The 14039-nt window shown below is 67.1% G+C and carries 12 protein-coding genes; 8 read left to right on the top strand and 4 right to left on the bottom strand.

Features of this window, described 5'->3' with window-relative positions; genetic code table 11:
* Positions 1 to 10: 10 nt before the first annotated feature.
* Positions 11 to 1138 (bottom strand): GTP 3',8-cyclase MoaA, encoded by a 1128-nt coding sequence (gene moaA, locus PGB34_RS07365; RefSeq protein WP_271427412.1) that lies wholly within the window; start codon positions 1136 to 1138, stop codon positions 11 to 13.
* 450 nt (positions 1139 to 1588) lie between these two features.
* Here moaA and PGB34_RS07360 point away from each other — a divergent pair, with 450 nt between their 5' ends.
* From PGB34_RS07360 to PGB34_RS07350, 3 genes are all read left to right on the top strand, one after another.
* The gene (locus PGB34_RS07360) at positions 1589 to 2221 is read left to right on the top strand and encodes a superoxide dismutase (RefSeq protein ID WP_271427411.1); all 633 of its coding nucleotides are present in this window, start codon (positions 1589 to 1591) and stop codon (positions 2219 to 2221) included.
* 33 nt (positions 2222 to 2254) lie between these two features.
* On the top strand, positions 2255 to 3178 hold the full coding sequence (locus PGB34_RS07355; RefSeq protein WP_271427410.1) for a ZIP family metal transporter: 924 nt from the start codon (positions 2255 to 2257) through the stop codon (positions 3176 to 3178).
* Between the two features lie 159 nt (positions 3179 to 3337).
* On the top strand, positions 3338 to 3973 hold the full coding sequence (locus tag PGB34_RS07350) for a DUF937 domain-containing protein (protein ID WP_271427409.1): 636 nt from the start codon (positions 3338 to 3340) through the stop codon (positions 3971 to 3973).
* A gap of 92 nt (positions 3974 to 4065) precedes the next feature.
* On the opposite strand, the gene PGB34_RS07345 is transcribed toward PGB34_RS07350, so the two are convergent.
* The gene (locus PGB34_RS07345; RefSeq protein ID WP_271427408.1) at positions 4066 to 5499 is read right to left on the bottom strand and encodes an aldehyde dehydrogenase family protein; all 1434 of its coding nucleotides are present in this window, start codon (positions 5497 to 5499) and stop codon (positions 4066 to 4068) included.
* 199 nt (positions 5500 to 5698) lie between these two features.
* On the opposite strand from PGB34_RS07345, the gene PGB34_RS07340 reads away from it, so the two are divergent.
* Both PGB34_RS07340 and PGB34_RS07335 read left to right on the top strand, forming a co-directional pair.
* Positions 5699 to 5932 (top strand): hypothetical protein, encoded by a 234-nt coding sequence (locus PGB34_RS07340; protein WP_271427407.1) that lies wholly within the window; start codon positions 5699 to 5701, stop codon positions 5930 to 5932.
* A gap of 154 nt (positions 5933 to 6086) precedes the next feature.
* The gene (locus PGB34_RS07335; protein ID WP_271427406.1) at positions 6087 to 6725 is read left to right on the top strand and encodes a hypothetical protein; all 639 of its coding nucleotides are present in this window, start codon (positions 6087 to 6089) and stop codon (positions 6723 to 6725) included.
* A 50-nt stretch (positions 6726 to 6775) separates the two neighbouring features.
* On the opposite strand, the gene PGB34_RS07330 is transcribed toward PGB34_RS07335, so the two are convergent.
* Entirely contained in the window at positions 6776 to 8842 is a 2067-nt protein-coding gene (locus PGB34_RS07330) for a sodium-translocating pyrophosphatase (RefSeq protein WP_271427405.1), read from the bottom strand.
* A gap of 266 nt (positions 8843 to 9108) precedes the next feature.
* Between PGB34_RS07330 and ppa the strand changes: the two genes are divergently transcribed.
* On the top strand, positions 9109 to 9636 hold the full coding sequence (gene ppa, locus PGB34_RS07325) for an inorganic diphosphatase (RefSeq protein ID WP_271427404.1): 528 nt from the start codon (positions 9109 to 9111) through the stop codon (positions 9634 to 9636).
* 143 nt (positions 9637 to 9779) lie between these two features.
* Here the strand turns inward: ppa and PGB34_RS07320 are convergent, their stop codons facing one another.
* Entirely contained in the window at positions 9780 to 10976 is a 1197-nt protein-coding gene (locus tag PGB34_RS07320; protein ID WP_271427403.1) for an amino acid aminotransferase, read from the bottom strand.
* A gap of 164 nt (positions 10977 to 11140) precedes the next feature.
* Between PGB34_RS07320 and uvrB the strand changes: the two genes are divergently transcribed.
* Positions 11141 to 13228, top strand: a complete 2088-nt coding sequence (gene uvrB / locus PGB34_RS07315; protein ID WP_408647845.1) for an excinuclease ABC subunit UvrB — start codon at positions 11141 to 11143, stop codon at positions 13226 to 13228.
* Between the two features lie 230 nt (positions 13229 to 13458).
* Positions 13459 to 13995 (top strand): Fe-S cluster assembly transcriptional regulator IscR, encoded by a 537-nt coding sequence (gene iscR, locus PGB34_RS07310; protein ID WP_225783497.1) that lies wholly within the window; start codon positions 13459 to 13461, stop codon positions 13993 to 13995.
* Positions 13996 to 14039: the final 44 nt, after the last annotated feature.

The raw sequence follows: 14039 nt of genomic DNA, 5'->3' as shown, positions 1-14039 counted from the left end.
TCAGCGGCGCTCAGCCGCCGATGTAGCTCATCTCCACGCGCCGCGGCGCGCCCGCAGAGGCGCGATCCGGCTCCAGCCGGGCCCGCATTTCGGAATAGTGGTCGTCGCGCCCCTGCCAGATGGCGGCGATGGCGGCGCCAAGGCGCGCATCGTCCGCGCCGCCGCGCAGCAGGCCCTTGAGGTCGTGGCCCTGGTGCGCGAACAGGCACAGGTAAAGCTGGCCTTCGGTGGACAGCCGGGCGCGGCTGCAGTCGTGGCAGAAGGCGCGCGTGACGCTGCTGATGACGCCGACCTCGCCGCGGCCGTCGGCGTAGCCCCAGCGCTGCGCGGTCTCGCTGGCGGTGTGGGCTTCCAGCGGGCGCAGCGCGAAGGCCTGGTCGATGCGCGCCACGACCTCTGCGGAAGGCATCACTTCGTCCATGCGCCAGCCGTTGGTGGCGCCCACGTCCATGTACTCGATGAAGCGCAGCACGACCTGGCCGCCATGGTGCTCGCGGAAGTGCCGGGCCATGGGCAGGATCTGGTCCTCGTTGGTGCCGCGCTTGACCACCATGTTGACCTTGACCGGCCCCAGCCCGGCGGCCAGCGCGGCGTCGATGCCGGCCAGCACCTGCGCCACGGGAAAGTCCACGTCGTTCATGCGCCGGAAGACGGCGTCGTCCAGCCCGTCCAGGCTCACGGTCACGCGCTGCAGGCCCGCGGCCTTGAGCGCTGCGGCCTTGCGCGCGAGCAGCGAGCCGTTGGTGGTCAGCGCCAGCTCCAGCGGGGCGCCCTCGGGCGTGCGCAGCGCAGCCAGTTGCTCGATCAGCGCTTCGATGTTCTTGCGCAGCAGCGGCTCGCCGCCGGTGAGCCGGATCTTGCGCACACCCAACTGCGCGAACACGCCGGCCAGCCGCGTGATCTCCTCGAAGCTCAGCAGTGCGCTGTGCGGCAGGTAGGGGTAGTCCTTGTCGAACACCTCCTTGGGCATGCAGTAGCTGCAACGGAAGTTGCAGCGGTCCGTCACGCTGATGCGCAGATCGGTCAGCGGACGCTGGCGCTGGTCCAGCGCTTGCGCCCCGGCCCAGGCGCCGTCGGCCACCGGCACCGGCAAGGCGGCGGCGCGGTGGTCGATCAGCGGAATCACGCGGGTGGCCATGGTGGGCGGCGGTGCAGGTGCCCCGGCGGGGCGGGTGCGCGTCGTGCGAAGAGGAGGGGGCGCCAGTTTACGGAGATGGACTTGTCCGCGGGGCACCAGGGCCTTGGAAAAACAAAAGCCGGACTCGACAGATTTTGTTGAGAATGAATATCATTAGCCATCGCCTGATTACGCAGCCGTGCACGCAAAGGGCCCAGCTTTCCATCGATGGAGATGCATGTGCCTGCATTGACTGCCTCCGGTGCGCCCCTTGCGCGCCTTCCTGATCCCGATCCCGGCCCTGGCCAGACCCGCTGCGTCCTGCCGGACTGGCAGCGCCAGCATGAGCCGCATCCGCGCACCGACGAGCGTGTGTGCCAGGGGCCTCAGCCTGCGGTGGACATCTCCTGCGGCCTGCGCCACTGAGCGCGCGTGCCTTCTTCCGCTTCACCACCCACCGAGAAATCGACCATGCCACACACCTTGCCCCCATTGCCGTACGCCGTCGACGCCCTGGAGCCGCACATCGACACGCAGACGATGGAGATCCATCACAGCAAGCACCATCAGACCTATGTCAACAACCTCAACGCAGCGCTGCAGGGCACGCCCCATGCGGAAATGCCCGTCGAAGCGTTGATCGTTGGCGTGCAGGAGCTGCCCGAGGCGCTGTGCGCCGCGGTGCGCAACAACGGCGGCGGCCACGCCAACCACTCGCTGTTCTGGACCGTGATGGCACCGCCCGCAGACGGCGGTGGCGGTGCGCCCGAGGGCGCGCTGCGTGAGGCGATCGACCGCGAACTCGGCGGCTTCGAGGCCTTCAAGGAAGCCTTCACCAAGGCGGCGCTGAGCCGCTTCGGCAGCGGCTGGGCCTGGCTGGTGGTGGGCGCAGACGGTCGCCTGGCCGTGGAAAGCAGCGCCAACCAGGACAGCCCGCTGATGCGCGGCGTGGGCTCGGGCGGCACGCCGATCCTCGGACTGGATGTGTGGGAGCACGCCTACTACCTGCGCTACCAGAATCGCCGCCCCGAGTACATCGCGGCCTTCTATAACGTGATTCGCTGGGCCGAGGTGGCCCGGCGCTACGCCGCCGCACGCGGCTGATCAGGCACGCGCCGCCATCTCGCAGGAGTTCGCATGAGTGGTCACCCCGTCTCCCCCGCCATCAGCCGCCGCAGTGGCTGGCACTGGCGCCGCGTGCTGGGAATGGCGCTGGTGGCCTTTGGCGCGTTGCTGCTGCTGAGCCAGGCCTGGCAGTTCGTGCGCAGCAGCCCGGTGGTCTGGCAGGCCTTGCTGGGGGGCTCGGCGGCGGCGCTGGCCACGGCGCTGGGTGCGCTGCCTGTGCTGTTCTCGCAGCGCTTGTCGGAGCGCGTGCAGGACACGCTGTTCGGCTTCGGCGCGGGCGTGATGCTCGCGGCCTGCGCCTTCTCGCTGATCATGCCCGGGCTGGAGGCCGCGAAATCGCAGATGCTGTGGGGCGGTGGCGCCTGGGCTGCGGGCGGGGTGGTGGGCTGTGCCATCCTGCTGGGCGCGGCCGTGCTGATGCTGATGGACAAGGCGCTGCCGCACGAGCACTTCATCAAGGGCCGCGAGGGCCAGGACGCGCTGGCCGGGCGCAAGCTGCGCCGCACCTGGCTCTTCGTCTTTGCGATTGCGCTGCACAACCTGCCTGAAGGCCTGGCCATCGGCGTGGGCTATGCGGGCACCGACAGCGTTGGCGCCAATGCGTTGGCCACGGGCATCGCCATCCAGGACGTGCCCGAGGGGCTGGTGGTGGCCGTGGCATTGCTGGCCGCCGGCTACAGGCGCGGCGTCGCTGTGGCGCTGGGCATGGCCTCGGGCCTGGTCGAGCCGCTGGGCGCGGTGATCGGTGCGGGCATCGTGGAGCAATCCGCGGCCATGCTGCCCTGGGGGCTGGGCTTTGCGGCCGGCGCCATGCTGTTCGTGATCAGCCACGAGATCATCCCGGAGTCGCATCGCAAGGGCCACGAAGCCTTCGCCACGGGCGGCCTGATGGTGGGCTTCGTGCTCATGATGCTGCTGGACACGGCGCTCGGCTGACGCGGCCACGGCGCCGCAGCCCCGGCGCAAAACCGGGTGGGCTGCGCCAAAAGTCATCGCTGCCAGCCCGGCTTGCCGGCGCCGCGCAGCCGTGCAACACGGGCTCGATAAGATCAGGTGCCGGGCCATCGGCCCTTCTTCTGACGCCAAGGACCGACCATGAACGCCTCCACCTCCCTCGTCGACGACCTCTTCTCGCAGTTGCAGGGCGCGCCCCTGCAGCAGATCGCAGGCCAGCTCGGCACCGACACCCAGCAGGCCAGCGCGGCCGTCGGGGCTGCGCTGCCCATGCTGCTGGGCGCGTTGGGGCGCAATGCCCAGCAGCCGCAAGGCGCGGCGGACCTGTTCGGCGCACTGCAGCGCGACCATGCGGGCGGCGGCATGGACCTGGGCGGGCTGCTGGGCTCATTGCTCGGCGGTGGCGCGGGTGCGGGCGGCGCCGCTTCGCAGCCGGATGCCGGCGGCATCTTGGGGCACATCTTCGGTGGCGCGCAATCGCGTGCCGAGAGCGGACTGGGCCAGGCCACCGGCCTGGGCGGTGCGCAGGTGAGCCAGTTGCTGCGGATCCTGGCGCCCATCGTCATGTCCTTCCTGGCCCAGCGCACGCAGCAGGGCGGCGGCATGGACGCAGGCGGCCTGGGCAGTATGCTGGGCCAGGAATCCAGCCGCATTCAGGACCAGGGCGGCGCCGCGGGCGGGCTGCTGGGCGCAGTGCTGGACCAGAACGGTGATGGCAAGCTCGACCTGGGTGATCTGCTCAAGGCAGGCGGCAGCCTGCTGGGCGGCCGACGCTGACTGCGCGCGGCTGGCCTCGCCGCCGCCGTCTTGAAGACAAACGGCGCCCGCATGGGGCGCCGTTTTCATTGGGGGCGCAGGCCCTCGCTGGCTCAGCCGTGCCGGATGGCCACGGTCTTGAGCGTGGTGAAGCCGTACAGCGCCTCGAAGCCCTTTTCGCGGCCGTAGCCCGAAGACTTCACGCCGCCGAAGGGCAGCTCCACGCCGCCGCCCGCGCCGTAGTTGTTGATGAAGACCTGGCCGCTGTGCACGCGCTTGGCCATGCGGAACTGGCGCGCGCCGTCGCGCGTCCAGACGCCGGCCACCAAGCCGAACTGGGTGGCGTTGGCCAAGGCCACCGCTTCGTCCTCGTCCGAGAAAGCCATGGCGGCGAGCACCGGGCCGAACACTTCTTCCTGGGCCAGCCGGTGGTCCACCGGCACGTCGCGCAGCAGCGTGGGCGCCTGGTAGAAGCCGGTATCGGGCGCTTCCTCCACGACCTGGCCCTGGGCCACCATCGGAATATTCGCCGCATGCGCGTCTGAGAGGAAATCCCACACCCGTTGTTGCTGGCTCTGCCGGATCAGCGGGCCGACGTCCAGGTCCATCGCAGCGGGGCCCACGCGCAGCACCTCGAAGGCCTTGCCCAGGCGCTCCAGCAAGGGTTCGTAGATCTCGCGCTGGATCAGCACGCGCGAGCCGGCCGAGCAGGTCTGGCCGGCGTTCTGCACGATGGCATTGATCACCACGGGCACCGCCGCGTCCAGGTCGGCGTCGGCAAAGATGATCTGCGGGCTCTTGCCGCCCAGCTCCAGCGTGACGGGGCAGTGCCGCTCGGCCGCCACCTGCTGGATGATCGTGCCCACCTTGGGGCTGCCCGTGAAGCTGATGTGGTCGATGCCGGGATGGCGGGCCAGCGCATCGCCGACCTCGTGGCCATAGCCCGTCACGATGTTCAGGGCGCCCGCCGGGAAGCCGACTTCGGCTGCCAGCTGCGCGACCCGCAGCAGCGACAGGCAGGCATCTTCAGCCGGCTTGACCACGCACACGTTGCCGGCCGCCAGGGCGCCGCCGACGCTGCGGCCGAAGATCTGCATCGGGTAGTTCCACGGGATCACGTGGCCCGTGACACCGTGGGGCTCGCGCCAGGTGAAGACGCTGTAGCCGTCCTGGTAGGGAATGGTTTCGCCGTGGAGCTTGTCGCAGGCGCCGGCGTAGAACTCGAAATAGCGCACCAGGGCCAGTGCATCCGCCCGGGCCTGCTTGGTGGGCTTGCCGCAGTCGCGCTGTTCCAGCGCCGTCAGTTCGTCGGCATGCTCGGCGATCTTCTGTGCCAGCTTGTAGAGCAGGCGGCTGCGCTCGGCGGCGCTGGTCTTGTGCCAGACACCTTCGAAGCAATCCCGCGCGGCGCGCACGGCGGCATCGATGTCGCTGGCCTGGCTGCGCTGGATTTCGGTGAAAGCCTGTCCGTCGGACGGGTCAAGAACGGGAAGCACCCGGCCGGAAGCCGAAGGCACTTGCGCATTGGCAATGAAGTTGAGCTGCATGGCGCGGATTGTGCGTGAGGCGCAAAAGGCATGCAGGAGCTGCCTGTCGCCAAGTTTTTGTGACCAAAGATGGCCGATCAAAAGCCTGCATGACCGCAATGCCGCAAAAAAGTCCGAAAATCGCCCCCTATGCTCTGCATGAAAGCTATTTCTTCCCGTTTGTATCCCATCTGTGGCGCTTGTGCGCAAGGAGATCACCATGGCCAGCGCTGATGTCAAAACCACGGTGAGCGAAGGCGGACTGCGCTACAAGTCCAAGACGCCCGGCTCGCCCTTCAAGGCTTCGTCTTCCTTCAGCGGCGCGACCATGTCCTGCTTCCTGTGCGGCAAGCACCGGCCCCGCTCCTTGATGCAGACCAAGCGTGTGCTGGGGAAGGCGCAACCTGTGTGTGCCCCCTCGTGCAAGGAGCTTGAGGCGTCGCTGAAGGGCTGAGGGCAGGCCCCTCCGGTCCGTCTGCGCAGGCATCAAGCGCCTGCAGCTGATGGGAAAGTGCTGTAATGTCGCGTGTGTGACATCGCTGCGCGGCCCCATGGCGCGTATGAGAACCTAGGACCGCCTACCGCACTTGGGGGAGGCTGGTATACAGTTGGAAAAGATCGCCCGCACAAAGGGCGATTCTGTTGCAAGGTATATCGTGAACCTAACGCGTCTGGTCGTCATGCAGGTCATCTCCCGCTCGGGAGACGCGGCCCATCACGTCGAGTTCACCCTCGACGATGCCTTCGCGGAACGACTGAACCAGCTGCGCTCGCTGGTTCCGCCGCTGAACAACCTCAACCGCCACCGGGATCTGGTCATCGACAAGGTGCGGGTGCGCCTGCCTTCCGCGGTGTGGCGGTGTGACGGCGTGGGCGAGACCTCGACGGTGGTGGACGGCTCATCGATCGTCATCGCGACCGAAGGCTTCTTCAATTGCGGCGCCAAGAAGCGGGCCACGCGCGAGAAGCTGGTGACGTACACCTTCCCGATCCAGCGGCTCATCGAGTTGCACCAGACCCGGCCGAGCGGCGAGACCTTCTTCCTGCGCAACGGCATCTTCACCAACGACGAGCCGCCAGAATCCAACGCGCGCCGGTGGTCGGCGATGCTGCACACGGCAGACCCGGGGCGCGGCTTCGAGACGTCAACCGACTTCGACACGATGCCGGGCGCGCCGCTGATGCCCGGCGAGGCGGCCCGCACGACCCCGGACCGCCAGCGTCCGGCGTTGCCCACCTTCAACTGAAGGCGGGCCAGGTCGGCCCGCCAGCCGCGCCGCCCAGGCGCGGCTGCTGCTCAGCGGTGGAACTGCACCACCAGCGGCACGATCAGCAGCGCCACGATGTTGATGATCTTGATCAGCGGATTGACCGCGGGGCCGGCCGTGTCCTTGTAGGGGTCGCCCACCGTGTCGCCCGTCACGGCGGCCTTGTGCGTCTCGCTGCCCTTGCCGCCGAAGTGGCCGTCCTCGATGTACTTCTTGGCGTTGTCCCACGCGCCGCCGCCGGTGCACATGGAAATGGCCACGAACAGCCCGGTGACGATGGTGCCCATGAGCAGGCCGCCCAGTGCACGCGGCCCCAGCACGAAGCCCACCACGATGGGGACCAGCACCGGCAGCAGCGAGGGAATCATCATTTCCTTGATGGCGGCGCCGGTGAGCATGCTCACGGCCTTGCCGTACTCGGGCTTCCCGCTGCCGTCCATGATGCCCTTGATCTCGCGGAACTGGCGCCGCACTTCCTCCACCACCGCGCCGGCCGCGCGGCCCACGGCCTCCATGGCCATGGCACCGAAGAGGTAGGGGATCAGCCCGCCGATGAACAGGCCGACGATCACCATCGGATCGCTGAGGTCGAAACGCACGGGGCTGCCGTAGCTTTCGAGCTTGTGGGTGTAGTCGGCAAACAGCACCAGTGCCGCCAGGCCGGCAGAGCCGATCGCGTAGCCCTTGGTCACGGCCTTGGTGGTGTTGCCCACGGCGTCGAGCGGGTCCGTGATGTCGCGCACGGCGGCCGGCAGTTCGCTCATCTCGGCGATCCCGCCGGCGTTGTCGGTGATGGGGCCGTAGGCGTCCAGCGCGACCACGATGCCGGCCATCGACAGCATCGAGGTGGCCGCGATGGCCACGCCGTAGAGGCCGGCCAGCGAGTACGAGGCCACGATGGCGATGCACACGAAGATCACCGGCCAGGCCGTGGAGCGCATCGAGACGCCCAGGCCGGCAATGATGTTGGTGCCGTGACCCGTGGTGGAAGCCTTGGCCACATGCTGCACGGGCTTGTACTGGGTGCCGGTGTAGTACTCGGTGATCCACACGAGGGCCGCGGTGAGGGCCAGGCCCACGAAGCAGGCGCCGAAGAGGCGCAACTGAGCGCCGCCCGACGCCAGGGCGTCGTTGGGGATCAGCCAGGCCGTGACGAACCAGAAGGCGATGAGAGACAGCACGCCCGCGACGGCCAGTCCCTTGTAGAGCGCGGGCATCACGTTGGTCATGCCTGGCGAGGCCTTGACGAAGAAGCAGCCGATGATGGACGCCACGATGGACACGGCCCCGAGCACCAGCGGATAGAGCACCGCATTGACCGGTGCGGCCGTGACCATCAGCGCGCCCAGCACCATGGTGGCGATGAGCGTCACGGCATAGGTCTCGAACAGGTCTGCGGCCATGCCCGCGCAGTCGCCCACGTTGTCGCCCACGTTGTCGGCAATCACGGCGGGGTTGCGCGGGTCGTCTTCGGGAATGCCGGCCTCCACCTTGCCCACCAGGTCTGCACCCACGTCGGCGCCCTTGGTGAAGATGCCGCCGCCCAGGCGCGCAAAGATCGAGATCAGTGAAGAGCCGAAGGCGAAGCCGATCAGCGGATTGAGCTGCGCGGCCAGCGCGGCCGGCTGGCCCGCGGGCGTGCTGCCGACCAGGAAGGCGTAGAAGCCCGCCACGCCCAGCAGGCCCAGGCCCACCACCAGCATGCCCGTGATGGCGCCACCCCTGAAGGCCACCTGCAGCGCCGGGCCGATGCCCTGGGTGGCGGCCTGTGCAGTGCGCACGTTGGCTCGCACCGAGACATTCATGCCGATGAAGCCGCAGGCGCCCGAGAGCACCGCGCCCACCACGAAGCCGACGGCCGTGCGCAGATCCAGGAACAGGCCGATGAGCACGGCCAGCACCAGGCCCACGATGCCGATGGTGCGGTACTGCTTGGACAGATAGGCTGAGGCGCCAGCCTGAATGGCCGCAGCGATCTCCTGCATGCGCGCATTGCCGGCGTCCTTCGAAAGGATCCAGCTGCGCGCCCAGATGCCATACGCCACGGCCAGCAGGCCGCATGCGAAGGCCAGGAGTAGGGGGATGTTTCCTGTCATGCCGAGTGTCTCCAGGTGTTGTGATGGAGACGCCAGCATCGGCCAGGTGATTGCGCGCTGCGCCGCAAACCCCGCAACGCGAAAGGCCAGATGCTGCCGTCGCGTTGCTTCCTCGGCGGCCCTGAAGCACAGGACTGTCGATTGGCCAACGCGACCAATTTACAGGCAAGTCATGCGTGCTGTCAGCCAGCTGCGGGCCGTCGCTCGCTAAACTCCGGGTTTATCCCCATCCGGGGCCACCCGCCCATTCCAACCAAAGACAACACATGTCCTTCGACAAAGTCCCTCCCGGAAAGAAAGCCCCCGAAGAATTCAACGTGGTCATCGAGATCCCGATGAACGCCGACCCGATCAAGTACGAGGTGGACAAGGAGACCGGCGCGATCTTCGTGGATCGTTTCATGACCACGGCGATGTATTACCCGACCAACTACGGCTACGTGCCGCAGACCCTGTCGGGCGACGGCGATCCGGTCGATGTGCTGGTGATCACCCCCTATCCGCTGCTGCCGGGCGTGGTTGTCACCTGCCGCGCACTGGGCATCCTGAAGATGGAAGACGAAGCCGGCGTGGACGGCAAGGTGCTGGCCGTGCCCACCGACAAGATCCTGCCCATCTACAGCCACTGGAAGAGCGTGGACGACATGAACCAGATGCGCCTGAAGGCCATCAGCCACTTCTTCGAGCACTACAAGGATCTCGAGAAGGGCAAGTGGGTCAAGGTGCTGGGCTGGGAAGGCATCGAAGCCGCGCACAAGGAAGTGGCCGACGGCATCGCGGCGTACAAGAAGTAAGCACAGGAGGCGGGCGCCCCCCGCTTCAATGAAGCCCGCCCGGCACACACGCGCCCGGCGGGTTTTTTGTTGGCGCTGCCTGTCAAAGAGAAAGCCCGGCACACTGGGGTGGCCGGGCTTGTCGCTGCATCAGCGCCTGGGCGTCAGATCACCTTGGCGATGCTCTGGCAGACGTGCTCGATGTTCTTGCTGTTGAGCGCAGCCACGCACATGCGGCCGGTGTCGGTGCCGTAGACGCCGAACTCGTTGCGCAGGCGCACCATCTGCTCCTTGGACAGGCCCGAGTAGCTGAACATGCCGATTTGCGTGGTGATGAAGCTCATGTCCTGCGTCACGCCTGCGGCCTTGAGCCCGTCCACCAGCTTCTGGCGCATGGCCTTGATGCGCACGCGCATCTCGGCCAGCTCCTTCTCCCACAGCGCGCGCAGCTCGGGGTTGTTCAGCACCGCCGCCACCACCGCGCCGCCGTGGATCGGCGGGTTGCTGTAGTTGGTGCGGATCATGATCTTGAGTTGCGACAGCACGCGCGCGGCCTCGTCCTTGTTCTCGCACAGCACCGAGAGCGCACCCACGCGCTCGCCGTACAGGCTGAAGCTCTTGGAGAAGGAGGTCGAGACGAAGAAGGTCAGGCCGGCGGCCACGAACTTCCCGATCACGGCGCCGTCTTCCTGGATGCCGTTGCCAAAGCCCTGGTAGGCCATGTCCAGGAAGGGCGTGAGCCGGGCTTCCTTGACGGCGGCGATCACCTGGTCCCACTGCGCGGGCGTGATGTCGTAGCCGGTGGGGTTGTGGCAGCAGGCATGCAGCACGACGATGGTGCCCGCCGGCGCGGCCTTGAGCGCAGCCAGCATGCCCTCGAAGTTCACGCCGCGCTTGGCTGCGTCGTAGTAAGGGTGGGTTTCGACGGTGAAGCCGGCCTGGGTGAACAGGGCGCGGTGGTTTTCCCAGCTCGGGTCGCTGATCAGCACCTTGGCGCCGGGCGACAGCTTCTTCAGGAAGTCGGCGCCGATCTTCAGCCCGCCGGTGCCACCCAGGCCCTGGACGGTGGCCACGCGGCCGGACTGCACCGGTTCGCTGTCGGCGCCGAAGACCAGCGACTTGACGGCCGCGTCATAGGCGGCGATGCCGTCGATGGGCAGGTAGCCCCGCGCGCTGGGCGCGGCCATCATGGCGCCTTCGGCCTTCTTCACGCACTCCAGCAGCGGCAGCTTGCCGTTGTCGTCGTAGTACACGCCCACCCCCAGGTTGACCTTGTTGGGGTTGGTGTCGGCGGCAAATTGTTCGTTGAGACCCAGGATCGGGTCGCGCGGCGCCATTTCGACGGCGGTGAACAGAGACATTTGGAAAGCGTCCTTCGGTGGTGATCGCCCGGTCAATGCACGCCGGGGCTTGGGGCTACCGCGTGGCTGCGTTAGGCTGGCGGATTGGCTTGAATTTTAAGGCGATGCATCGCACCTGCCCGGTGCACATTGCCCGCCACGCACCGCTTCAGGACCCTTCCGCCGTGAACGAACCCGCCGTTTCCCCCGTCGACGCCCCGCGCGAAGGCACATTTGTGAGTTTTCCGGACTCGCCTTTCCAGCTCTTCCAGCCTTACCCGCCAGCCGGTGACCAGCCTGCAGCCATCGCGAAGCTGGTGGAGGGCGTGAACGACGGTGAAGTGTTCCAGACGCTTCTGGGCGTGACCGGTTCGGGCAAAACCTACACGATGGCCAACGTGATCGCGCGGCTGGGCAAGCCGGCGATCGTTTTCGCGCCCAACAAGACCCTGGCAGCGCAGCTGTACAGCGAGTTCCGGGAGTTCTTCCCGAAGAACGCGGTCGAGTATTTCGTCAGCTACTACGACTACTACCAGCCCGAGGCCTACGTGCCGCAGCGCGATCTGTTCATCGAGAAGGACAGCTCGATCAACGAGCACATCGAGCAGATGCGCCTGTCGGCCACCAAGAGCGTGCTGGAGCGGCGTGATGTGGTGATCGTGGCCACGGTGAGCGCCATCTACGGCATCGGCACGCCGGAGGACTACATGCAGATGCGGCTGATCATGCGCGTGGGCGACGAGATCGGCCAGCGCGACCTGATCGGGCGGCTGATCCGCATGCAGTACACGCGCAACGAGCAGGATTTCGCGCGCGGCACCTTCCGCGTGCGCGGCGACACCATCGACGTGTTCCCGGCCGAGCACAGCGAGCTGGCCATCCGCATCGAGCTTTTCGACGACGAGATCGAGACGCTCTCGCTCTTCGATCCGCTCACGGGCCGCATCCGCCAGAAGGTGCCGCGCTTCACCGTCTACCCCTCCAGCCACTACGTGACGCCGCGCGAGAAGACCCTGCGCGCGGTCGACACCATCAAGGAGGAACTGGCGGGCCGGCTCAAGGAGTTGGTGGGCGGCGGCAAGCTGGTGGAGGCGCAGCGGCTGGAGCAGCGCACGCGCTTCGACCTGGAGATGCTGGCCGAAATCGGCCACTGCAAGGGCATTGAGAACTACACGCGGCACCTGTCGGGCGCCGCGCCGGGCGAGCCCCCGCCCACGCTGACCGACTACCTGCCCAAGGACGCGATCATGTTCCTGGACGAAAGCCACCAGATGATCGGCCAGCTGGGCGCCATGTACAACGGCGACCGCGCGCGCAAGACCACGCTGGTGGAGTACGGTTTCCGGCTGCCTTCGGCCATGGACAACCGGCCGCTCAAGTTCGAGGAATTCGAGCAGCGCATGCGCCAGTGCATCTTCGTTTCTGCCACGCCCGCAGCCTACGAGCAGGAGCATGCCGGGCAGGTGGTGGAGCAACTGGTGCGCCCCACCGGCCTGATCGACCCCGAGGTGGAGGTGCGGCCCGCCACGCATCAGGTGGACGACGTGCTGCAGGAGATCCGCATCCGGGTCGAGAAGAACGAGCGCGTGCTCATCACCACGCTGACCAAGCGCATGGCCGAGCAACTGACCGAGTACCTGGGCGACAACGGCGTCAAGGTGCGCTACCTGCACAGCGACGTGGACACGGTGGAGCGCGTGGAGATCCTGCGCGACCTGCGTCTGGGCACCTTCGACGTGCTGGTGGGCATCAACCTGCTGCGCGAAGGCCTGGACATTCCCGAGGTGTCGCTGGTGGCGATCCTGGATGCCGACAAGGAAGGCTTCCTGCGCGCCGAGCGCAGCCTGATCCAGACCATCGGCCGCGCGGCGCGAAACCTCCATGGCAAGGCCATCCTCTATGCCGACAACATCACGGCCTCGATGCGCAAGGCCATGGACGAGACCGAGCGGCGGCGCGCCAAGCAGATTGCGTTCAACGAGGCCAACGGCATCACGCCGCGCAGCATCGTCAAGCAGGTGCGCGAGCTCATCGACGGCGTTTACAGCGAAAAAAGCGGCAAGGAAGGGGCCGAGCGCGAGATGGCGCGCGCCAAGGTCGAGGACATGTCCGAAAAGGACATCTCCAGGGAAATCAAGCGGCTCGAAAAGCAGATGCTGGAGCACGCCCGCAACCTCGAGTTCGAGAAGGCGGCGCGCGTGCGCGACCAGTTGGCCCTGCTGCGCGAACAGGCCTTCGGCGCTGGTGGCGGCGACAACATCGCGGCTCTTTAGGCGCTGGAGCTTGGAGCGCAGCGCTTCTAGCGCGAAAACAGGGCTGACTCGGGTTAACCCGAGCGAACTGCGTGGCTTCTGCTATACTTGAGCGAAATACTCGACAAATAGAAGCGCCCGCGATGAAGGGCGGCATGCGGACCGGATTCGGCGCGTGTCGTAGGCGCTCATCGTGGCATCCGCGATGCGGATGCCGTCCTCACGATCAGCCCGAGCCAAAGGAGCAAGCGATGCGTCTCACCACCAAAGGCCGTTTTGCAGTGACCGCCATGATCGACCTGGCACTGCGCCAGAACACGGGTCCGGTCACGCTGGCAGCCATCAGCCAGCGCCAGCAGATCTCGCTGTCCTACTTGGAACAGCTCTTCGGCAAGCTGCGCCGCCACGAGCTGGTGGAATCCACGCGCGGCCCCGGCGGCGGCTACTCGCTGGGCCGCAAGGCGGCCGACATCACCGTGGCCGACATCATCGTGTCGGTGGACGAGCCCATCGACGCCACGCAGTGCGGCGGCAAGGAAAACTGTCTAGGCGAGCAGGGTCGTTGCATGACCCATGAGCTGTGGGCTTCGCTGAATCAGAAAATGGTGGAGTTCCTGGACTCCGTCACGCTGCAGAAGCTGGTGGACGACCAGATCGCCAAGGGTGTGCAGGTCGAGAACAAGCCCGCCGTCAAGCGTGCCATCTCGAGCCAACCCGTGGTCAAACCCATCCGTGTGAATGCGCCGAACTCGGTGTTCGCGCTTGGCAATGCCTTTGCCAAGTCCTGACGCTGCACTCGCGCACTCCTCGCCACATTTCTGAGCAAGCCGGC

Origin of the sequence: Xenophilus arseniciresistens (assembly GCF_028023875.1) — a bacterium.
GTDB classification, from domain to species: Bacteria; Pseudomonadota; Gammaproteobacteria; order Burkholderiales; family Burkholderiaceae_C; genus Xenophilus; species Xenophilus arseniciresistens.
This window is presented reverse-complemented; position numbering and strand designations above follow the sequence as displayed.

Excerpts from the sequence above, each read along its gene's own strand:
- moaA (WP_271427412.1), bottom strand. The coding sequence starts at position 1,138 with ATGGCCACCCGCGTGATTCCGCTGATCGACCACCGCGCCGCCGCCTTG.
- PGB34_RS07360 (WP_271427411.1), top strand. The coding sequence starts at position 1,589 with ATGCCACACACCTTGCCCCCATTGCCGTACGCCGTCGACGCCCTGGAG.
- PGB34_RS07355 (WP_271427410.1), top strand. The coding sequence starts at position 2,255 with ATGAGTGGTCACCCCGTCTCCCCCGCCATCAGCCGCCGCAGTGGCTGG.
- PGB34_RS07350 (WP_271427409.1), top strand. The coding sequence starts at position 3,338 with ATGAACGCCTCCACCTCCCTCGTCGACGACCTCTTCTCGCAGTTGCAG.
- PGB34_RS07345 (WP_271427408.1), bottom strand. The coding sequence starts at position 5,499 with ATGCAGCTCAACTTCATTGCCAATGCGCAAGTGCCTTCGGCTTCCGGC.
- PGB34_RS07340 (WP_271427407.1), top strand. The coding sequence starts at position 5,699 with ATGGCCAGCGCTGATGTCAAAACCACGGTGAGCGAAGGCGGACTGCGC.
- PGB34_RS07330 (WP_271427405.1), bottom strand. The coding sequence starts at position 8,842 with ATGACAGGAAACATCCCCCTACTCCTGGCCTTCGCATGCGGCCTGCTG.
- ppa (WP_271427404.1), top strand. The coding sequence starts at position 9,109 with ATGTCCTTCGACAAAGTCCCTCCCGGAAAGAAAGCCCCCGAAGAATTC.
- PGB34_RS07320 (WP_271427403.1), bottom strand. The coding sequence starts at position 10,976 with ATGTCTCTGTTCACCGCCGTCGAAATGGCGCCGCGCGACCCGATCCTG.
- iscR (WP_225783497.1), top strand. The coding sequence starts at position 13,459 with ATGCGTCTCACCACCAAAGGCCGTTTTGCAGTGACCGCCATGATCGAC.